At 58.9% G+C, this 19,139-nt stretch carries 20 protein-coding genes; 14 read left to right on the top strand and 6 right to left on the bottom strand.

What is annotated here, in order from left to right:
• Positions 1 to 2: 2 nt before the first annotated feature.
• Together GS611_RS15415 and GS611_RS15410 are read right to left on the bottom strand one after the other, a co-directional pair.
• On the bottom strand, positions 3 to 1,205 hold the full coding sequence (locus GS611_RS15415; protein WP_171170247.1) for an acyl-CoA dehydrogenase: 1,203 nt from the start codon (positions 1,203 to 1,205) through the stop codon (positions 3 to 5).
• Entirely contained in the window at positions 1,202 to 2,377 is a 1,176-nt protein-coding gene (locus GS611_RS15410; protein ID WP_171637099.1) for a pyridoxal phosphate-dependent aminotransferase, read from the bottom strand. The genes GS611_RS15415 and GS611_RS15410 overlap by 4 nt, the downstream gene beginning before the upstream one ends.
• An 89-nt stretch (positions 2,378 to 2,466) precedes the next feature.
• Between GS611_RS15410 and GS611_RS15405 the strand changes: the two genes are divergently transcribed.
• Positions 2,467 to 3,372, top strand: a complete 906-nt coding sequence (locus GS611_RS15405; protein WP_245223519.1) for a LysR family transcriptional regulator — start codon at positions 2,467 to 2,469, stop codon at positions 3,370 to 3,372.
• Positions 3,373 to 3,416: 44 nt separating this feature from the next.
• Here the strand turns inward: GS611_RS15405 and GS611_RS15400 are convergent, their stop codons facing one another.
• On the bottom strand, positions 3,417 to 4,292 hold the full coding sequence (locus tag GS611_RS15400; protein WP_171637097.1) for a LysR family transcriptional regulator: 876 nt from the start codon (positions 4,290 to 4,292) through the stop codon (positions 3,417 to 3,419).
• Between the two features lie 132 nt (positions 4,293 to 4,424).
• Here GS611_RS15400 and GS611_RS15395 point away from each other — a divergent pair, with 132 nt between their 5' ends.
• The 10 genes from GS611_RS15395 (at position 4,425) to GS611_RS15350 (ending at position 13,533) form a co-directional block, all read left to right on the top strand.
• Entirely contained in the window at positions 4,425 to 5,390 is a 966-nt protein-coding gene (locus GS611_RS15395; protein ID WP_171637095.1) for an NAD(P)-dependent oxidoreductase, read from the top strand.
• A 304-nt stretch (positions 5,391 to 5,694) separates the two neighbouring features.
• Positions 5,695 to 6,726, top strand: coding sequence for a sterol desaturase family protein (locus tag GS611_RS21330; protein WP_171637093.1), 1,032 nt, complete (start codon positions 5,695 to 5,697; stop codon positions 6,724 to 6,726).
• Positions 6,727 to 6,894: 168 nt separating this feature from the next.
• A complete protein-coding gene (locus tag GS611_RS15385) occupies positions 6,895 to 7,710 on the top strand; it encodes a PaaX family transcriptional regulator C-terminal domain-containing protein (protein WP_171232340.1) in 816 nt (271 codons plus the stop codon).
• 234 nt (positions 7,711 to 7,944) lie between these two features.
• Positions 7,945 to 9,147 (top strand): 3-oxoadipyl-CoA thiolase, encoded by a 1,203-nt coding sequence (gene pcaF, locus GS611_RS15380; protein ID WP_171637091.1) that lies wholly within the window; start codon positions 7,945 to 7,947, stop codon positions 9,145 to 9,147.
• Between the two features lie 15 nt (positions 9,148 to 9,162).
• Entirely contained in the window at positions 9,163 to 10,140 is a 978-nt protein-coding gene (gene paaA, locus GS611_RS15375) for a 1,2-phenylacetyl-CoA epoxidase subunit PaaA (RefSeq protein ID WP_171118422.1), read from the top strand.
• Between the two features lie 23 nt (positions 10,141 to 10,163).
• Positions 10,164 to 10,448: a 1,2-phenylacetyl-CoA epoxidase subunit PaaB gene (paaB, locus tag GS611_RS15370; protein WP_171118424.1), complete on the top strand. Its 285-nt coding sequence runs from the start codon at positions 10,164 to 10,166 to the stop codon at positions 10,446 to 10,448.
• Entirely contained in the window at positions 10,448 to 11,206 is a 759-nt protein-coding gene (paaC, locus tag GS611_RS15365) for a 1,2-phenylacetyl-CoA epoxidase subunit PaaC (protein ID WP_171637089.1), read from the top strand. The genes paaB and paaC overlap by 1 nt, the downstream gene beginning before the upstream one ends.
• A gap of 6 nt (positions 11,207 to 11,212) precedes the next feature.
• Positions 11,213 to 11,671 (top strand): 1,2-phenylacetyl-CoA epoxidase subunit PaaD, encoded by a 459-nt coding sequence (paaD, locus tag GS611_RS15360; RefSeq protein WP_171118426.1) that lies wholly within the window; start codon positions 11,213 to 11,215, stop codon positions 11,669 to 11,671.
• A 13-nt stretch (positions 11,672 to 11,684) separates the two neighbouring features.
• Complete coding sequence (locus GS611_RS15355; protein ID WP_171637087.1) at positions 11,685 to 12,758, top strand: 2Fe-2S iron-sulfur cluster-binding protein; 1,074 nt, start codon at positions 11,685 to 11,687, stop codon at positions 12,756 to 12,758.
• 13 nt (positions 12,759 to 12,771) lie between these two features.
• The gene (locus GS611_RS15350) at positions 12,772 to 13,533 is read left to right on the top strand and encodes a Phenylacetic acid catabolic protein (protein WP_171637085.1); all 762 of its coding nucleotides are present in this window, start codon (positions 12,772 to 12,774) and stop codon (positions 13,531 to 13,533) included.
• Between the two features lie 254 nt (positions 13,534 to 13,787).
• On the opposite strand, the gene GS611_RS15345 is transcribed toward GS611_RS15350, so the two are convergent.
• A complete protein-coding gene (locus tag GS611_RS15345; protein WP_171637083.1) occupies positions 13,788 to 14,879 on the bottom strand; it encodes a zinc ABC transporter substrate-binding protein in 1,092 nt (363 codons plus the stop codon).
• Positions 14,880 to 14,936: 57 nt separating this feature from the next.
• Between GS611_RS15345 and GS611_RS15340 the strand changes: the two genes are divergently transcribed.
• The 3 genes from GS611_RS15340 to GS611_RS15330 are packed head-to-tail and all read left to right on the top strand — an operon-like array spanning position 14,937 to position 16,989.
• On the top strand, positions 14,937 to 15,449 hold the full coding sequence (locus GS611_RS15340) for a Fur family transcriptional regulator (protein WP_171119062.1): 513 nt from the start codon (positions 14,937 to 14,939) through the stop codon (positions 15,447 to 15,449).
• A gap of 2 nt (positions 15,450 to 15,451) precedes the next feature.
• Positions 15,452 to 16,192, top strand: coding sequence for a metal ABC transporter ATP-binding protein (locus GS611_RS15335; protein ID WP_171637082.1), 741 nt, complete (start codon positions 15,452 to 15,454; stop codon positions 16,190 to 16,192).
• Entirely contained in the window at positions 16,192 to 16,989 is a 798-nt protein-coding gene (locus GS611_RS15330) for a metal ABC transporter permease (protein ID WP_171637225.1), read from the top strand. The genes GS611_RS15335 and GS611_RS15330 overlap by 1 nt, the downstream gene beginning before the upstream one ends.
• A gap of 124 nt (positions 16,990 to 17,113) precedes the next feature.
• On the opposite strand, the gene GS611_RS15325 is transcribed toward GS611_RS15330, so the two are convergent.
• Together GS611_RS15325 and GS611_RS15320 are read right to left on the bottom strand one after the other, a co-directional pair.
• Complete coding sequence (locus GS611_RS15325) at positions 17,114 to 18,187, bottom strand: BMP family ABC transporter substrate-binding protein (protein ID WP_171637080.1); 1,074 nt, start codon at positions 18,185 to 18,187, stop codon at positions 17,114 to 17,116.
• Between the two features lie 31 nt (positions 18,188 to 18,218).
• Positions 18,219 to 19,139, bottom strand: coding sequence for an ABC transporter permease (locus tag GS611_RS15320; RefSeq protein WP_171232333.1), 921 nt, complete (start codon positions 19,137 to 19,139; stop codon positions 18,219 to 18,221).

Here is a 19,139-nt window from a genome sequence, read left to right as displayed (position 1 = left end):
CCTTAGGCGAAGGCTTGCAGGCCTGTCTGCGCACGGCCCAGGATCAGGGCATGCACATCATGGGTGCCTTCATAGGTGTTGACGGTTTCAAGGTTCACCATGTGCCGGATCACGTGGAAGTCCTGACTGATCCCGTTGCCACCATGCATGTCGCGGGCATGGCGGGCGATCTCAAGCGCCTTGCCGCAATTGTTCCGTTTGATCAGGCTGACCATCTCGGGCGCGGCGCGGGCTTCGTCCATCAGGCGACCCACGCGCAGCGCGGCTTGCAGGCCCAGCGTGATTTCGGTCTGCATGTTGGCAAGCTTCAGCTGGAACAGTTGTGTCTGCGCCAGCGGACGACCAAACTGTTTGCGGTCCAGCCCATATTGCCGGGCCGCGTGCCAGCACGCCTCGGCGGCGCCCATCGATCCCCAGGCAATGCCGTAACGCGCACGGTTCAGACAGCCGAACGGGCCTTTCAAACCTTCGACATTGGGCAGCAGGGCGTCCTCGCCGACCTCGACATTGTTCATCACGATCTCACCGGTGATCGAGGCGCGCAGAGACAGCTTGCCTTCGATCTTGGGGGCCGACAGTCCAGCCGTTCCCTTGTCCAGGACAAAGCCCTTGATCTTGCCGCCATGCGCTTCGGATTTGGCCCAAACGACGAACACATCGGCGATCGGGGCGTTCGAGATCCACATTTTCGACCCGTTCAGCACATAGCCGCCCTCGGTTTTCTTCGCGACAGTCTTCATCGAGCCGGGGTCCGAACCGGCATCGGGTTCCGTCAGCCCGAAGCAGCCGATAAATTCGCCGGTTGCCAGTTTGGGCAGGTATTTCTGGCGCTGCTCTTCGGTGCCGTATGCGTAGATCGGATACATCACCAGGCTGGACTGCACCGACATCATCGAACGATAGCCGCTGTCCACACGCTCGACCTCGCGCGCGACCAGACCATAGGTCACATAGCTGGACCCAATACCGCCGTATTCCTCGGGAATGGTTGTTCCCAGCAAACCCATCTCACCCATCTCGCGAAAGATGGCCGGGTCGGTTTCTTCATTGGCAAACGCGGCAGTTACCCGAGACAGCAGTTTGTCCTGCGCGTAGGCATGTGCGGCATCACGAACCATGCGTTCGTCTTCGGCCAGCTGGTCTTCCAGCAGGAACGGATCGTCCCAGGTGAAGGGGCCAAGGTGCGGGGCGGATTGAGGTTTCATGCAAGTTTCCTTTCCACAGCGGTTTTCAGACGCGCAAGGCCCGCTGCAATTGTATCTTCAGCATAAGCGAACGACAGGCGAAGATGGCCCGGCATCCCAAAGGCGCGGCCGGGCACCAGGGCAACGCCGGCATCTTCCAGCAACCACGTGCAGAATTCCGCGTCACTGTCAAATGGCCCGCCTTGTTCTTTCAGCAGGCCAGTGCAGGACGGAAAGGCATAAAACGCCCCGTCCGGGGTGGAACAGTGCAGCCCGGGTACTGCGTTCAACCCGTCGACGACCAGATCGCGGCGCGCGGCAAAGAGGGCGCGACGCACCTCCAGCAACTCGGGGTCGCAAGTGATCGCGGCCAGCGACGCCCATTGCGAGATCGAGCATGCCCCCGATGTGACCTGACCCTGAACAGCGACCATGGCGCTTATCAGATCGGACGGTCCGATCCCCCAGCCGATGCGCCATCCGGTCATCGACCACGCCTTGGCCACACCGTTGACGATCAACATGCGATGGGTCAGCGCCGGGGCGGCCTCGGCCGCGGACGTGAAAGGTGCAAAGCTGAGATGGCGATAAATCTCATCGGCCAGAACCCAGACCTGCGGGTGGCGCTCCAGCACTTCTGCCAGCCCCGCAAGTTCTGCCTTAGCGTAAATCGCGCCCGACGGGTTCGAGGGTGAATTCAGCATCAGCCAGCGCGTGCGCGGTGTGATGGCGGCCTGCAATTGTTCAGGCAGCAGTTTGAAGCCCTGTTCCATCGGGCAGGGCAGAACAACCGGCACCCCACCTGCCATCCGGACAATATCGGAATAGCTGGTCCAATAGGGGGCGGGCATGATGACCTCGTCGCCGGGGTTCAGGCTGGCCAGCATCGCATTTGCGATCACCTGTTTCGCGCCTGTTGATACGATGACCTGGGTCATCTCGGCACCTGCTTGTCGGGCGATTTCCGCGCGTAGTTCAGGCACACCGGCAGTGGGCGGGTACTTGGTTTTGCCCTCCAGTGCCGCTGAATGCGCAGCTTCGACCACACGGGGCGGCGTCGGCAGGTCCGGTTCGCCGGTTGACAGCGCCAGAATATTACGCCCTTGGGCGCGCAGGCGGGCGGCGGCCTCTGAGATCTGGACGATTTCCGACAATTCGATACCGTTCAACCGGTCAGCGCGCTGGAACACCATGAACCTTCCTCTGCAATCAAGTTCGGTTTTAGCCACAAAGTTACTTGAGAAAAATACGCCAATGAGTATCTTTTCAGTGACTAAAACTCATGAGTTCCATGCCCCGGATCAACTCACTGCCATCTCTGGCCCTAATGCGCAGTTTCGAAGCCGCCGCGCGCCATGAAAGCTATACCATGGCGGCCGAAGAGCTTGGCGTGACGCAAAGCGCGATCAGCCGTCAGGTCCGAGAGCTTGAGGCCGCGATTGGCGTTACGTTGTTTCGGCGGGTTGGACGCGCAGTGCGCCTTTCCAAAGCGGGGCGGGCCTTGCGGGACGAGCTGGCAGGTGATCTTGAACGTCTCAGTGGCACGATCAGCCGTGCGATTGCAGCCGGAGACGGTGCGTCGCTTTTGACATTGGCCGTCCTGCCCACCTTTGCGACACGGTGGCTGGTGCCGCGCCTGCCGGATTTCAAAACGCGCCATCCCGGAATCGAACTGGATCTGCACTCTTACACGACGCCTTTCAGCCTTGAAGAACGACGTATGGATCTGGCCATCCATTTCGGGCAGGAGGATTGGCCGGGCGCGCAATTGCGCAGGTTGTTCCCCGAGCATCTGGTGGTCACGGCAGCACCCGCGCTGCTGAGACGTCACAGGCTGGACACCCGTGCGCAAACCTTTGAACTGCCGCTTTTGCATCTGACCTCGCGCCCCGAGCTGTGGTCTACCTATCACTCTCAACTCGGGCTGGATCCGGGGGCGGTTTTTCCGGGGATGCGGTTTGACCAGTTCTCGATGCTGATCGAGGCCGCCGTCGTCGGTTTGGGTGCCGCCATTCTGCCCTCGTATTTGATTGAAGAAGAGCTGGCGTCCGGCGTTCTGACCGAAATCGGCCAGATCGCCAACACGTCGAACAGCGCCTATTACATCGCGACGCCAACAGGTCAGAAGAACGACGCCGTTCAAGTTTTTGCAAACTGGATCAGCAAGCAGACGCGGGCACGCGCGTAACTGGTCAAATACAGAAGATCGAATTCATCGCCCACAGGCACATCTCAGGCGAAAATCTGTTTGAGCCAGGTTTCAAACATCTGTTTGGCAGCAGAGTTCGCGTTCGATCCCTGGCCATCGACAAGGAAATGGCTTTGTTCGATTGGAATGGCGTCCCCGACTATCGCGATGGACCTTCCGGCCTTGATTGCGGTTCTGGCAAAGCGCTCAAGGATTACTGAGTAACCTCCCCCTTCCGCCACGATGTCCACGGCGGCAATTGTCGTGTCCACGGTGAAGCAAGACGCCGCAGGAGAATACTCTGTGCCGAAAGCGGAAAAATACCGGTGCCACATGTCCTGAAATCCCAAAATCTGTATCTGGGGTTTGACCAGCAGTTGTTCCGTCGAAGGCCATTTCCGATCTCGTGATCCGGCTGCAACCGGAACGATACGTTCGTCCGAGATCTTGCTGAACGGCCCGTCGTTCCATTCCCCGTTTCCCAAACGCAGCTCGACATCGACGTTTTCCCTGCCTGCGGATTCTGCCCAGATATTTGAAACCAACCTGATCGATACACCCGGGTGCGCGCGTGAAAACTCAGGCAATCTGCCGGCAAGGAACAAGCTGGCCGTGGAAATCGGCACACGCACGACCAGCTCGTGCTTGTGGCTGGAGCCAAACAGGCTTGCGGTCGACAGGTCGATGTCGCCCAAGGCGCGCCGAACTGAAAACGCATACGCCTGCCCGACCTCTGTCAAGCTGAGGTTGCGCGCGGCACGAAAGAACAAAGGGCAGCCCAGCTGTGCTTCCAATGAGCGGACGTGCAGGCTCAAGGCCGTCTGGGTGATGCCAAGCTCTTCTGCCGCAGCAGTAAAGCTCATATGCCGTGCGGCACAGTCAAAAGACCGCAGCCAGACCAGATTGGGCGATTTTGACATTTCCAGCACCAAAAAATTTAATGGATACCGGCGATATTTATTCGTTTTACACGCTGCATTCAACGCCCGTAGATTTCATCAGGGAAAAACAGCGCTGGTCCTCTGATTGGCCACCGGAAAGGGAACGCAGGTATGAAAGTTGGATTTATCGGCCTTGGAAATGTCGGCGGGAAACTCAGCGGCAGTTTGCTGCGCAATGGCGTTGATCTGACCGTACATGATCTGAACTCTGACCTGGTGTCAGGTTTCGTCGACCGCGGGGCAAAGGCCGCCGAGAATCCGGCACAACTGATGCGGGATTGTGATGCGGTGATCACCTGCCTGCCTTCTCCGGCGGCTTCGGACGCTGTGATGCAGGACATGCTGCCCGAAGTGACCGAGGGCAAAATCTGGATGGAGATGTCCACCACGGATGAAGCTGAGGTCAAGCGTCTAGGTGCGATGGTGAAGGAACGCGGTGGCGCTGCCGTCGATTGTCCGGTCTCGGGCGGGTGTCATCGGGCGGATACCGGCAACATTTCGATTTTTGCCGGATGTGATCGCGCCACGTTCGAACGTATTCTGCCCTTTCTGACCACGATGGGGCGTCGCATCCTTCATACCGGTGAACTGGGATCTGCTTCGGTACTGAAAGTGCTGACCAACTATCTGGCCACTGCAAACCTGATCACCTGTTCAGAGGCGCTTGTGGTCGCCAAGGCCGCTGGAATGGATTTGAATACGGCGTATGAGGCAATGAAGATCAGTTCGGGAACATCCTTCGTGCATGAAACCGAAAGTCAGGTCATCCTAAACGGATCTCGTGATATCTCGTTCACGATGGACCTGGTGTTGAAGGATATCGGCCTGTTTCAGGAGGTGGCGGATCGCGCCGGGGTGCCGCTGGAGATCAATCCGCTGATGATCGAGATTTTCAAGGACGGGATCGAGAAATATGGCCCTCGTGAGTTTTCCCCCAACATCATCCGCCGGCTCGAAGACAAAACCGGGCTGGATATCCGCGCGCCGGGGTTCCCATCGGAAATGCTGGACGATGAACCCGAAGAGCCAGGTTACGAAGTGATCCCGCAAGGATCTGACCTGAAGGCCGCCGAATAGGGCGGTGCGCGGCGGGCAGGAAACGGATCTACAGTATGGCGGATCATCATTCTTGCGCCGTTGCATTCACCGACTAGGGCGGATCCTGCATCACGCCTGAAGCAAATCGGCTGAAACGTCTGGCCGTTTTTCGTGGCCCCAAGAAACCAGATCGGCGGGGCAGGTCGCGCAAGGCGCTCGGTAACCACCGCCCGTTCCACGAATAGGTCACATCATGTATCGTCGGCCGTCCCGCAAATATCCTTACGAGCCGCCACCGGCCTGGTCCTGAAAAAGGTGACTTTAATCAGGAAAGGACAATCACGTGACGATCCAAGATGCGAACCCTCAGGACACCACCAACGCACCGCCCGAGCCCGGCCCCATGAGCCGCGAATGGCATTGGCACCCGGACTTGCCGGTGAAATACGCCCCGTACTGGAACTGGCCGCCGAAAATCGGCGTCCTGGCGAAATGGGTTTGGCAGAACTGGCTTCAGTTTTCGGACCGCTCGATCTTTCTGGCCTTGGCCTTCCTTGTGGCCTTCTTGGTACAACCCGTAGATGCCGGGCAGGCTTCGTTTGCCCCGGGCTGGATGTCATGGGTGTTCATTCGGAACTGGGTGCTGCTGTTGATCGTCGCCGGTGGTCTGCACATGTGGTTTTACGGGGTCGACGGGCAGGGAAAGCTGCTGAAATACGACCCACGGCCTTACATGAAGCGCAAGAATGCTTTGTATAAGTTCGGCTTTCAGACCTGGGACAACATCTACCATTCGATGGTCTTTGGCGCGACGTTCCTGTCGATGCTGGAGTGTTTTCTGCGCTGGATGTACGCCAACAATTATATCGCCACGCTCAGCTTCACGGCGCATCCGGTCTGGTTCGTGCTGCTGTTTCCGATCCTGGCGATCTGGCAGAGCTTTCATTTCTACGTCGTGCATCTGTTTCTGCACCAGCCATTCATCTACAGACATGTTCACGCCGTACATCACCGCAACGTCAACACCGGCCCATGGTCGGGCATGTCGATGCATCCGGTCGAGGCCTTGGGGTATCTCAGTGCCATCCTGATCGTGCTGGTACTGCCCAGCAACCCGGTGCACATGATCTTTCTGGGGTATTGGCTGATGTTGGGCGCCGCCTCGTCTCATTCCGGGTACGAGGCCATCTGGGCGCGAGACCGTCAGGCGTTGTTGATCGGGGCGTTTTTCCACCAGTTGCATCACCGGTATTACGAATGCAATTACGGCAACGCAGAAATGCCCTGGGACAAGTGGTTCGGAACCTATCATGATGGCTCGGACGAGGCCACGAAACGGACTCGCAACCGCAAACGTGACATGTATTCCAAATAGAGCGGCACGCAACGCGGGCCGCGCGCAGCTGGCGCTGCCTCGGCCGATCATTTGTCTTGCCCGATAACGCTTGACTGAACCGATCCCGTTGCCGAAATCCTGGCCCTGTACGAAACCGGGCGCGCGGGGCCGGATGGCAATTCCCTCGGGCCTGATTATACTGTCCAAATGAAAGATACCGCTCCAGACTGGTTTGAAACCTGTGTCAGCCGGCTGACCACGACAAGCACCCAGCGGGTGTGGTCTGTTCTGGTCACGATTTTCGGCGATCTGGCGCAGGATGGATCAGATCAGATCAGTGGATCACTGATCACCGCGCTTACGCGTCTGGCGGGGATCAGGGCCGAGGCCACGCGTGTTGCCCTGCATCGGTTGCGCAAGGAAGGCTGGATTGAAAGCACGCGGGTTGGTCGGAACAGTGTGCACAGGCTGACCAGCTTTGGCCGCCGTCAAAGCGTTGCAGCCGCACCGCGTATCTATTCCCGCGACCCGAACATGCCGGATATCTGGCATGTCCTCATCGCCAGCAACTCGGAAAGTTCCCGAAAGGAATTGTCGGACCTGATGCTGACGGGGGATTACTTCTCGCTGAATGCGTCCACGGCCATGGCGCCCGGGCCGATGCCGGATGATCTTGAAGAGCTTCTGGGTTTCGAGAGCGACACGATGTCCGTCCCGAACTGGCTTCGCGACCTGTGCGGGCCGGAGCCATTGAAAACCGCCTATGATCAATTCTGGGATGCCATTCAGGTTGTTGAGCGGCTTTTGCCCGCAGAGGGGGCGGGTGACCCGATGCGTTCGGCGGTTCTGCGCGTACTGGTGGTGCACGCCTGGCGACGTATCGTTCTGCGCCACCCAAGCCTGCCACCGGTTTTCCTGCCGGACGACTGGAAAGGCGCCGCATGCAGAGAAGCTGTCTCGCACTTGTTGGACAGGCTACCGCGCCCTTCGCTATCGAGCTTGGAAGCCGAGCTGATGGACTGACCCACAGCCGGGCAAAGTTCGGGCGAGCTGTCGGATTTCCTGCCATTGTTAAGAGTGGCTGCGTCGTCTTTTTAGCAGTCTAGAAAACCACTTTGGCCAGCAGTCAACTTTAATGTTACAAGATGTGCGACACATGAGAAGATTGAGTAACATAAGACTTGCATCGAATCAGGGGAAGATTTATTAACCGACCAGACGGTAGATATTGTTCCATGGGAACAGGAGTACTCTAAGATGGACGCTTTCATTTGTGACGCGACGCGCACTCCGATCGGACGCTACGGAGGAGCGCTTTCGACGGTCCGCACAGATGATCTGGCTGCTTTGCCGTTGGCGGCATTGAAGGCGCGCAACCCTCAGGTCGACTGGGCCAGTGTTGACGACGTGATCTATGGCGATGCCAATCAGGCGGGCGAGAGCAACCGAAACGTTGCGCGTATGGCGGCGCTGTTGGCGGGTTTGCCGATTGATGTGCCGGGAACGACGGTGAACCGTCTGTGTGCCAGTGGCATGGATGCCGTGGGAATGGCGGCGCGCGGCATCAAGGCGGGCGACTATGATTTGGCCATTGCGGGTGGCGTGGAAAGCATGTCCCGTGCGCCGTTCGTGATGCCCAAGGCAAGTTCGGCGTTCACCCGCAGCAACGCGGTGTACGATACCACGATCGGATGGCGTTTCGTGAACCCGAAGATGAAGCAGGCATACGGCGTCGATTCCATGCCGCAAACGGCCGACAATGTCGCCGAAGATTATGGTATCAGCCGGGAAGACCAGGATGCCTTTGCCGCGCGCAGCCAGTCCCGCTGGGCCGCCGCGCATGCGGCTGGGGTGTTCAAGGACGAAATCACCCCAGTTTCGGTTCCCCAGCGCAAGGGTGATCCGATTGTCGTTGATACGGACGAGCACCCGCGCCCGGGAACTACGGCAGAAAAACTCGCGGGTCTGAAAGGTGTGAACGGGCCCGACAAAACCGTGACGGCGGGAAATGCGTCCGGTGTGAATGATGGCGCGGCGGCGATCCTGATGGCGAATGAGGCCGCAGCAGCCAAGAACGGCCTGACCCCGATGGCCCGTGTGGTTGGCATGTCGGTTGCGGGTGTTGCACCACGTGTGATGGGCATCGGCCCGGTGCCGGCCAGCCGCAAGGTGTTGGCCCGCGCAGGACTGAGCGTGGATCAGATGGACGTGATCGAACTGAACGAGGCGTTTGCGTCTCAGGGCCTTGCCACCTTGCGCGAGCTGGGTCTTCCCGACGACGCGCCCCACGTGAACCCCAACGGTGGCGCAATAGCGCTGGGCCATCCCCTTGGCATGAGCGGTGCGCGTCTTGTGCTGACCGCGGCCTATCAATTGAAACGTACCGGCGGGCGCTATGCCCTGTGCACCATGTGTGTGGGTGTCGGGCAGGGTGCGGCCCTTATACTTGAACGCGTGTAACGGAGGAGACGGGACATGTATGCTCAGATGGTAGAATCCGAAGCGTCGAATGAAGATCCGGACAAGCTTGCTGAATTCCAGGCGCGGATCGACGCGGACATCAAGATCGAGCCAAAGGACTGGATGCCGCACGGGTATCGCAAGACGCTGATCCGTCAGATTGGACAGCACGCTCATTCCGAGATTGTGGGCCAATTGCCGGAAGGCAACTGGATCACGCGCGCGCCGACGCTGGAGCGGAAGGCGATCCTTCTCGCCAAGGTGCAGGACGAGGCCGGGCACGGTCTTTACCTGTATTGTGCCGCCGAAACGTTGGGTGTCAGCCGCGATGAACTGACCGAGATGCTGCTGGATGGCCGCATGAAATATTCGTCGATTTTCAATTACCCGACCTTGAACTGGGCCGATATCGGTGCCGTCGGGTGGCTGGTTGACGGGGCGGCGATCATGAACCAGGTGCCGCTGCAAAGAACGTCCTACGGGCCGTATTCGCGAGCTATGATCCGCATCTGCAAGGAAGAGAGCTTTCACCAGCGTCAGGGTTACGATGCCATTCGCAAGATGGCCGAAGGTACGCCCGAGCAACGCAAGATGGCGCAGGATGCGATGAACCGCTTCTGGTACCCGTCACTGATGATGTTCGGTCCGTCCGACAAGGACTCGGTGCATTCGGCCCAGTCGATGGCGTGGAAGATCAAGATCAACACCAATGACGAGCTGCGCCAGAAATTCGTCGACCAGACCGTGCCGCAGGCTGAATATCTGGGTCTGACAATCCCTGATCCGGATCTGAAGTGGAACGAAGAGCGGGGGCATTACGACTTTACGGAACCCGACTGGTCGGAATTCTTTGACGTGATCAAGGGCAACGGCCCGTGCAACGTGGATCGGCTGGCCGCGCGCAACAAGGCATGGGACGACGGCAAGTGGGTCCGTGACGGGCTGTTGGCCCACGCCCGCAAGAAACAGGCCGGCAATCTGGCTGCTGAATAAGCTTACCCTGAGGAGGATACCCGATGAATACCGAATGGCCCCTGTGGGAAATCTTCATCCGCGGTCAGCATGGGATGAGCCACCGACATGTCGGTTCGCTACATGCCCCTGACGCGGAAATGGCAATCAAGAACGCGCGCGATGTTTACACCCGCCGTAACGAAGGCGTCTCGATCTGGGTGGTCGAAGCCAACAACATCTCGGCTTCGTCGCCCAGCGACAAAGGCCCGCTGTACGAACCAAGCCAAAGCAAAGTGTACCGCCACCCGACTTTCTTCGACATTCCCGATGAAGTGGGGGCAATGTGATGACCCGGGACGAGGCATTTCTGCAATTCCTGCTGCGGATTGGGGACAACACCCTGATCCTCGGCCATCGTGTCAGTGAGTGGTGCGGCCATGCGCCGGTTCTGGAAGAAGACATAGCGCTGGCCAACACCGCGCTGGATCTGATTGGTCAGACCCAGATGTGGCTGGGCCTTGCCGGAGAGGCCGATGGTGGCAAAAGCGCCGACGATCTGGCCTTCCTGCGCGACGCCTGGGATTTCCGCAACGTGTTGCTGGTCGAGGTGCCGAACGGCGATTTCGGCCGTACGCTGATGCGTCAATTCCTGTTCGATGCGTGGCACTCGATCATGCTGGGGCGGCTGATGGCTTCCTCGGACGAGCGGGTCGCGGCAATCGCCGCCAAGGCCAGCAAGGAAGTGACCTACCATCTGGAACGTTCGGGCGACACGGTTGTCGGGCTTGGCGACGGAACCGAGGAAAGTCATGCACGGATGCAGGACGCACTGGATTACCTGTGGCCCTATGTGGGCGAGATGTTTGCCGGCGACGAGGTGGACGCCCAGATGGTCGCCGCAGGGATCGCGCCGAACCCGGCGGATTTGCGAGAGGAATACGACGCTCTGGTTGAGCGGGTCCTCAATCAGGCGACGCTGACCATTCCGGAAAGCCGTTTTGCCCATAAAGGCGGCCGCAACGGGCGCATGCATACCGAACATCTGGGCCATCTGCTGACGCAGATGCAATGGCTGCAACGCGCCTATCCCGGAGCAAAGTGGTAAAAGCGGATGCGGGTCTCGACTGACCAGATATGGAGCTGGCTGGATGCCGTGCCCGATCCCGAAATCCCGGTGATTTCCGTCGTGGATTTGGGCATTGTGCGCGATGTGCGCTGGGACGCTGATACGCTGGTCGTAACCGTCACGCCAACGTATTCCGGTTGCCCGGCGACATCCATCATCAGTATGGATATCGAAACCGCCCTGCGCGATCACGGCATCGGGGATCTGCGCATAGAAACCAGCATTTCACCCGCCTGGACCACCGATTGGCTCAGCGAAAAAGGCCGCGCCAAGCTGGAAGATTATGGAATTGCGCCGCCGCAACCCGCGGGCGGCCCGGATCGCTGCCCCCATTGCGGCAGTAAAGCAGTCGAAAAGGTCAGCCAGTTCGGCTCGACCCCGTGCAAGGCCCATTGGCGCTGCGCGGACTGTCTGGAACCCTTTGACTATTTCAAGTGCATCTGAGGAGGAGCACCGGATGGCACGTTTTCACGACTTGAAAGTCACCGACATCCACAAAACCATCCGCGATGCGGTTGTCGTTACGCTTGAACCTGTTAACGGCGCAGCGGAACAGTTCGACTTCGCCGCCGGCCAGTACCTGACGTTCCGGCGCGAATTCGACGGTGAAGAACTGCGCCGCTCCTACTCCATCTGTGCCGGCAAGGATGACGGTGTTCTTCAGGTTGGCATAAAACGCGTCGAGGGTGGCGCGTTCTCAAGCTGGGCAAATGAAGAGCTCAACATAGGTGACGTCGTGCAGGCGATGCCGCCCATGGGCAATTTTTACGTGCCCATCGATGCGGATGCGGAAAAACAATACGTTGGCTTAGCCGGCGGATCGGGGATCACGCCTGTTTTGTCGATCCTCAAAACCACGTTGGCACGCGAACCCAAATCCCGATTTACGCTGATCTATGCCAACAAGGGCATCAACACGATCATGTTCCGCGAGGAACTGGAGGATCTGAAAAACCTCTATATGGGCCGGCTGAACGTCATCCACATTCTGGAAACCGACGCGCAGGAGATTGATCTGTTCACCGGTCTGGTGACGCAGGAAAAATGCCGCGAGCTGTTCAAGCACTGGATCGATGTCAAGAATGCAGACACCGCATTCATCTGCGGACCAGAGCCGATGATGCTGGGTATTGCCGCCGCTCTGCGGGAACACGGTCTTGAGGACAGCCAGATCAAGTTCGAACTCTTCGCCAGCGCCCAGCCGGGTCGGGCCAGACGCAAGGCAGACGCGGCCGACGCAGGCACGCAGGCAAACCAGACCAGTGCTTCGATCACACTGGACGGCGCGACGCAGACCGTCACCTTGCCGAAGGATCAGTCCATTCTGGATGCCGCCCTGGAAAATGCCATGGACGCACCTTACGCCTGCAAGGCCGGGGTCTGTTCAACCTGCCGCTGCCGTGTTCTTGAGGGCGAAGTCGAGATGCTCGCCAACCACGCGCTGGAAGATTACGAGGTCGAAAAAGGTTACGTGCTGAGTTGTCAGGCTTATCCGGTGACCGACCGCGTGGTCGTGGACTACGACCAGTAAAGGGAGAGGATCAATGACCGACGCCATGACACTTGACAGCTATCTGGCCGCAGGCGGAGTGCTGACCAATCCGACCAACGTACCCCCGCGTTACCGCGCCGAGCTGATGAAACTGATGGCTACGTTTGTGGACAGCGAACTCGCAGGTGCCGCAGGCTTTGCTGATGTCATCAACCAGGGCCCCGGCATAAAGGAACGCATCGCGGCGGCGAAGATCGTGCTGGAAAAGACGGACCATGCGGACCGGGTTCTGAAAATCATGGGTGAGTTCGGCGCCGACACGGATCGTTATGCCACGCATCACCCGTGGACTGCCCGGTTGGATCGAAAAGCGGATATCGGCGCAACCCGCAGCGAACATGACATGCGGCTTGCGGTGTTCAATTATCCGATTTCCGGTTGGACTGATGCCGTCGTCATGAACCTGCTGATGAGCCGTGCCGTGGCAGAGCAACTGGCCGAGTTCTCGACGGTCTCTTACCAGCCACTGGCCGAGGCTTTCCGGCGGATTGCACCGATCGAGGCGCATCACGGAGAACTGGCGTTGGAAGGTGCCGTGAAGCTGGCTGAAAACGGAGAGTCGCAAGACATGCAAGACGCAGCGGACTATTGGTGGCCACGCGTAGCGGTGTCTTTCGGGAAGGATGACCCGAAACGATTTGAGCATCTGAGATCACTTGGCCTGCGCCACAGCACCAACGCTGCCCTACGGGAACGGTGGACGCGGGCCGCGGAGGCAGCCCTGAAAAGGTTGGGTTTGAAATCACCTTCCTGAAAGAACTTCTCAAGGCGCGAGACCAATCAGTTTCCGAGGCGATCCGACAAGCACGTTGGTGATTGCGACGTGTTCCTGAAGGTTTGTTTGGTTGCAACACGCTTGGTCGGAGAGGCGGCAGTGCCCGGTTTCCTTGGCACCGCCGTTGAGCATGAAGAGGTTGCCGTTTTTTTCGGTCGCCGAGTTGATCCGCCCCGTCTCCTGAAAGGTTGAACCCGGCCAGTTTCTCAACCTGAGCCGGGTTTGCAACAGGGCTAGAGACACTCGGCCAAGGTTCTCGCCATGTTAAGAATGACTTGCGGGTAGAGATCGGCTCCGGGTTCCAGATCAGAGCCCAGCGGATCGATTACGCCCGTTTTGGCCTCGGTCCCGTCCAGCACGGTTTTGACGATGCCGGGGTTGAACTGCGGCTCGGCGAGAACGCATTTGATACCTTCTTCGCGGATACGGCTTTGAATCTCGGCGATACGAGCCGGGCTCGGGTCCGCGGCGTCGGCGATGGAAATCGCACCTGCGGCCGGAAAGTCAAATGCATCCTCGAAATACTGGTAGGCGTCGTGGAATACGACGAAGCTTCCTCCGCGAACCGGTCCAAGCGTCTCGGCCACTTGTTCAGACAGCGCGGCCATTTCAGCGCGCGCGGCTGTGGCATTGGAAAAATATGCACCAGCATTGTCCGGGTCGGCAGACGACAGCTGCGCGGCGATCAGGTTCAGCCAGGTTTCTGCATTCGCCGGTGAAAGCCACGCATGTGGGTCGTGCGCGCCATGCGCGTGATCATGATGCTCATCGTGCTTTTCGTGATCTGCATGTTCTTCGTGACCGTGATCATCATCCTTGGCGTGGTCGTCGTGATCATGCTCGTGGTCATCATCCTTTGCATGGTCGTCGTGACCATGTTCATGATCATCGTGATCGTGGCCGTCGTCTTCGATGTGCTCATCATCATGATCATGTTCGTCTTCGCTGCCATGATCGTGTGCCTCGAAAACAGCGCTTTCGCGGAACTCCAGAAGAACCGTACCATCCGCGTCAAGAAGGGACGTGACCGTCGCACTGTCGGCAAGGGTTTCGATGGCACTTTCCATCCAAGGTGTCAGGTCTTCTCCTACCCAGAACACCAGATCGGCATCCTGCAATGCGGCCGCCTCGGACGGGCGCAGGTTGTATTCATGGGGCGAGGCACCGGGTGCGACGATCAGGGCCGGTGTTCCGACGCCGTCCATAACCCGGGAAACGAGCGAGTGGATCGGTGCGATATCAACCGCGACGTTCGGAACGTCCGCGATGGCCGTTCCTCCCATCAATGCAACCGTGATCGAAACTGGAAGAAGCTTTCTGGACATCAGACCCTCTGTGTGATTTTATAACGTTACGAGTGGCAATACATGATATGAAATAACATGACAAGCGATACGAATCCTGTCTCTGTCGATGAGGCGGCCCCGGTCGGGTTTCAGGAACATGACCATCAGAGTTGCGTCAAAACTGCGTTGGTATCCGCCGAGGCGCGCTGCAAGGGCGAGGGGCTGCGCCTGACGCCGGTTCGCCGCAAGGTCTTGGAAATGCTGCTGCAAGAGCATCGGGCCCTTGGTGCCTATGCAATTCTTGACCGCCTGCGAGAGGAAGGGTTCGGGTCTCAACCTCCGGTCGCCTATCGGGCGCTTGATTTCCTTGTTCAAAACGGGTTCGTTCACAAGATCGAGCGGCTGAATGCATTTGTTGCCTGCTCTCATCCCGGCGCGTCGCATTCGCCGGCATTCATGATTTGCAGAAAATGCGATGCTGTTGCCGAGGCGCAGTCCACGCCGGCCAAAGGTGTTCTGGGTGCCGCTGCGCGCGCAGCGGGTTTCGAGATCGAGCGAACGGTTGTAGAAGCCGAGGGACTTTGCCCCGACTGCACCGAAAAGGCCTGAAAATGACGCTCGTCTCAGTCGAGAATCTCAGTGTTCGCTATGGTTCAAACATTGTTCTCAGCCATGTGGACATGGCTGTCGAACCCGGCGAGATCGTCACCATCGTCGGGCCGAACGGGTCGGGCAAAACCAGCCTGTTGCGCGCCATCATCGGTGCGACCAGGCCAAGTGCCGGGCATGTATCGCTGAAACCCGGATTGAAGATCGGGTACGTGCCGCAGAAACTGCACGTGGATCCCACGTTGCCAATCTCGGTCGAGAGATTCATGCGACTGACCGACCGTGTCTCCGGCCGTCAGTGCGTCGAGGCATTGGAAAAAGCGGGCGTCCCGGATCTGTTGAAACGTCAGATGTCGCAACTGTCCGGCGGGCAGTTTCAGCGTGTGTTGCTGGCGCGGGCGTTGATCAACCAGCCTGACCTCCTGCTGCTGGATGAGGCAACCCAGGGGCTGGACCAGCGCGGATCGGCGAGTTTCTATCAGCAGATTGAGGCCGTGCGCCGCGAAACCGGATGTGCAATCCTGATGATCAGTCACGAATTGCACGTGGTCATGAGCGCCTCGGACCGGGTGATTTGTCTGAACGGCCATGTGTGCTGTGAAGGATCGCCGGCGGTGGTCGCTTCGGCACCCGAATACCGGGCCTTGTTCGGAACGGGAACAGGCGGTGCGCTTGCCCTGTACCGGCACGAGCATGATCACCACCACGACCATGATGCAGATCCTCAGGAAGCGGCGGAATGATGCTTGACGATTTCATGATGCGTGCAACGCTTGCAGGTATTGGCGTTGCGTTTGCGGCGGCACCTCTTGGATGTTTCGTAGTGTGGCGCCGCATGGCGTATTTCGGTGATGCAACCGCACATGCCGCGATTCTGGGCGTGGCCCTGTCACTGACCTTTCAGATGTCGATCTTCACCGGTGCGCTGGCTGTTGCGTTGATTATGGCGCTGACGGTCACTTTGTTGGCGGGTCGTGGCTATGCGATGGACACGCTGCTGGGGGTTATGGCGCATTCCGCCTTGGCTTTCGGTCTGGTCGCCGTTTCGTTTTTGTCCGGCGTCCGTATTGATTTGATGGCATATCTGTTCGGCGATATTCTTGCGGTATCCCGTTCGGATCTGCTTGTGATCTGGGGCGGCGCGGCGCTTGTCGTGGCGCTGATCGCTTGGCGATGGGCTCAGCTTTTGACGGCCACATTGAATGAGGAACTGGCCTATGCCAGTGGGTTCGACCCGAGGCGGGAACAGTTGATTCTGACTCTGTCTCTGGCGGTAACCGTGGCTGTTGCGATCAAGGTCGTGGGGGTATTGCTGATTGCGGCGATGCTGATCATTCCCGCGGGAGCGGCACGAAATCTGGCCCGATCGCCCGAATCAATGGCGTTGATAGCAGCAGCAATAGGCGCGATTTCCTCAGTTGCGGGGTTACGGGCAGCTTATGTGTTCGATACTCCGGCGGGGCCATCGATTGTCTGCGTCGCCGCAGTCTTGTTTGCCTGTCTCAGCGTGGTGGGGTGGCGAAGGCAGGGCAGGGCGTGATGGATCTGAGCTCGATTGCGCTGACGAGGTAAACTCATTCGTTGTTCGGCACTTCAGGTGCGCACAGCACAAAAAAGGGCCCGCACACGGATTGCGGGCCCTTTCCGTTCCTTAACGATACAGCTTACTGCGGAATTTCGCCTTCCAGCCCTTCGACATAGAAGTTCATGCCTGCCAGCGTGCCGTCGTCAGCGGTTTCGCCTTCAGCCAACCAGTCGCTGCCGTCCTGCTTCTTCAGCGGACCGGTGAACGCGTGATAGCTGCCATCTGCAAGCGCCGCCTTCAGGGCCAGCGCCTCTTCCTTGACATCTGCGGGAACCGCGTCCGAAATCTCACCAATTTCAACCATTCCTGCTCCGATACCGTCCCAGGTGTTGGAAGACGTCCAGGTCCCGTCCATTACCGCTTTTGTCCGCGCGATGTAATAGGGGGCCCAGTTGTCGATGATCGATGACACACGCGGAAGCGGTGCGTACTCGCTCATGTCCGACGCCTGACCGAAGGTGATCACATTGCCGGCTTCTTGCGCTGCTGCCTGCGGCGCTGTCGAATCGGTGTGTTGCAGGATTACGTCCGCGCCCTGTTCGATCAAAACAGTGGCGGCGTCAGCTTCTTTCGCCGGGTCGAACCACGTGTAGGCCCAGACGATCTTGAACTCGACATCCGGGTTCACCTTCTTGGCGTGGATATAGGCCGAGTTGATGCCGCGGATCACCTCGGGGATCGGGTAGGAGCCGATATAGCCGATGATGTTCGACTTGGTCATTTTACCGGCGATGTGGCCCTGAACCGCGCGACCTTCGTAGAAACGGGCCGAGTAGACCGAGACGTTGTCGGCGGTTTTATAGCCGGTTGCGTGCTCGAACTTCACGTCCGGGAATTTCTTGGCCACGTTGATGGTCGGGTCCATGTAGCCAAACGAGGTGGTAAAGATCAGATCCGCGCCTTCCAGCGCCATCTGGGTCATCACACGCTCGGCATCCGGGCCTTCGGGAACGGATTCAACGAATACGGTTTCAACCTTGTCGCCGAACTCTTTTTCAACGGCCTGCCGGCCCTTGTCATGTTCATAGGTCCAGCCGCCATCGCCGACCGGGCCGACATAGACGAAACCGACCTTGGTCTTGTCTTCGGCCATGGCCCCCGAGGCCAGACCCAGCGCCATGGCGGCGCTCGTCAGAAGTGCAGTGAATTTCATGTGTTACTCCCCAAGTTGGTACTGTTGGCCCCTAGTGTGAGGCATGGAAGGTCCGGCCCAGCGAGGCAGGTGCGCTGCTCTTGTCGGCCGAAAGGATCACAAGCACAAGGATCGTGATGATATAGGGCGACATTGCCAGATACTCGACGGGAATGGCAACGCCTGCCGCCTGCAAATTAAGCTGCAACACGGTAATGCCGCCGAACAAATAGGCACCCAGCAGGACACGCCACGGCTTCCAGCTTGCAAAGACAACAAGGGCCAATGCGATCCAGCCGACACCGGCGGTCATGCCCTCGGTCCACTGCGGCACGCGGATCAGGCTGATATAGGCCCCGCCCAGACCAGCGCAGGCGCCGCCAAACATGATGGCCAGAATGCGGATCTTGATCACCTTGTAGCCCAGCGCATGCGCGGCATCGTGGTTTTCACCGACTGCCCGCAGGATCAGGCCAAGACGGGTGTATTTCAGCACCGCCCAGACGGCTGCCGTGATTGCGATGCCCACGTACAGGATCGGGTCATGTTGAAACAGGATCGGACCGACAACCGGAATATCGCTGATCAGCGGAATATGGATGTCGCCCATACTGGGGGGTTTGATCCCCACATAGCTTTGCCCCATCAACGCGCTGAACCCCAGACCAAACAGGGTCAGTGCCAGACCACTGGCCACCTGATTGGCCAGCGCAAACTGCGTGAGCAAGACGAACAGCAGCGATAGAACAGCGCCGCCGATCGCAGCAGCAACAAAGCCCAGCCAGGGCGAGCCGGTCTCGACCGAAATCGCGAAGCCGCTGATCGCACCAACAATCATCATGCCTTCGACGCCGAGGTTCAGAACGCCTGCTTTCTCAACGACCAGCTCTCCGATCGCGGCAAGCAGCAAGGGGGTCGCGGCCACCATCAGTGAAGCGACCAGAAGTACGGGATTGATTTCACCAAGGTCCAT

It is taken from the genome of Ruegeria sp. HKCCD6119 (genome assembly GCF_013110585.1).
Lineage (GTDB): Bacteria > Pseudomonadota > Alphaproteobacteria > Rhodobacterales > Rhodobacteraceae > Ruegeria.
This window is presented reverse-complemented; position numbering and strand designations above follow the sequence as displayed.

Coding starts and splice junctions, on each gene's coding strand:
- GS611_RS15415 (WP_171170247.1), bottom strand. CDS start 1,205: ATGAAACCTCAATCCGCCCCGCACCTTGGCCCCTTCACCTGGGACGAT.
- GS611_RS15410 (WP_171637099.1), bottom strand. CDS start 2,377: ATGGTGTTCCAGCGCGCTGACCGGTTGAACGGTATCGAATTGTCGGAA.
- GS611_RS15405 (WP_245223519.1), top strand. CDS start 2,467: ATGAGTTCCATGCCCCGGATCAACTCACTGCCATCTCTGGCCCTAATG.
- GS611_RS15400 (WP_171637097.1), bottom strand. CDS start 4,292: ATGTCAAAATCGCCCAATCTGGTCTGGCTGCGGTCTTTTGACTGTGCC.
- GS611_RS15395 (WP_171637095.1), top strand. CDS start 4,425: ATGAAAGTTGGATTTATCGGCCTTGGAAATGTCGGCGGGAAACTCAGC.
- GS611_RS15385 (WP_171232340.1), top strand. CDS start 6,895: ATGAAAGATACCGCTCCAGACTGGTTTGAAACCTGTGTCAGCCGGCTG.
- pcaF (WP_171637091.1), top strand. CDS start 7,945: ATGGACGCTTTCATTTGTGACGCGACGCGCACTCCGATCGGACGCTAC.
- paaA (WP_171118422.1), top strand. CDS start 9,163: ATGTATGCTCAGATGGTAGAATCCGAAGCGTCGAATGAAGATCCGGAC.
- paaB (WP_171118424.1), top strand. CDS start 10,164: ATGAATACCGAATGGCCCCTGTGGGAAATCTTCATCCGCGGTCAGCAT.
- paaC (WP_171637089.1), top strand. CDS start 10,448: ATGACCCGGGACGAGGCATTTCTGCAATTCCTGCTGCGGATTGGGGAC.
- paaD (WP_171118426.1), top strand. CDS start 11,213: ATGCGGGTCTCGACTGACCAGATATGGAGCTGGCTGGATGCCGTGCCC.
- GS611_RS15355 (WP_171637087.1), top strand. CDS start 11,685: ATGGCACGTTTTCACGACTTGAAAGTCACCGACATCCACAAAACCATC.
- GS611_RS15350 (WP_171637085.1), top strand. CDS start 12,772: ATGACCGACGCCATGACACTTGACAGCTATCTGGCCGCAGGCGGAGTG.
- GS611_RS15345 (WP_171637083.1), bottom strand. CDS start 14,879: ATGTCCAGAAAGCTTCTTCCAGTTTCGATCACGGTTGCATTGATGGGA.
- GS611_RS15340 (WP_171119062.1), top strand. CDS start 14,937: ATGACAAGCGATACGAATCCTGTCTCTGTCGATGAGGCGGCCCCGGTC.
- GS611_RS15335 (WP_171637082.1), top strand. CDS start 15,452: ATGACGCTCGTCTCAGTCGAGAATCTCAGTGTTCGCTATGGTTCAAAC.
- GS611_RS15330 (WP_171637225.1), top strand. CDS start 16,192: ATGCTTGACGATTTCATGATGCGTGCAACGCTTGCAGGTATTGGCGTT.
- GS611_RS15325 (WP_171637080.1), bottom strand. CDS start 18,187: ATGAAATTCACTGCACTTCTGACGAGCGCCGCCATGGCGCTGGGTCTG.
- GS611_RS15320 (WP_171232333.1), bottom strand. CDS start 19,139: ATGGACCTTGGTGAAATCAATCCCGTACTTCTGGTCGCTTCACTGATG.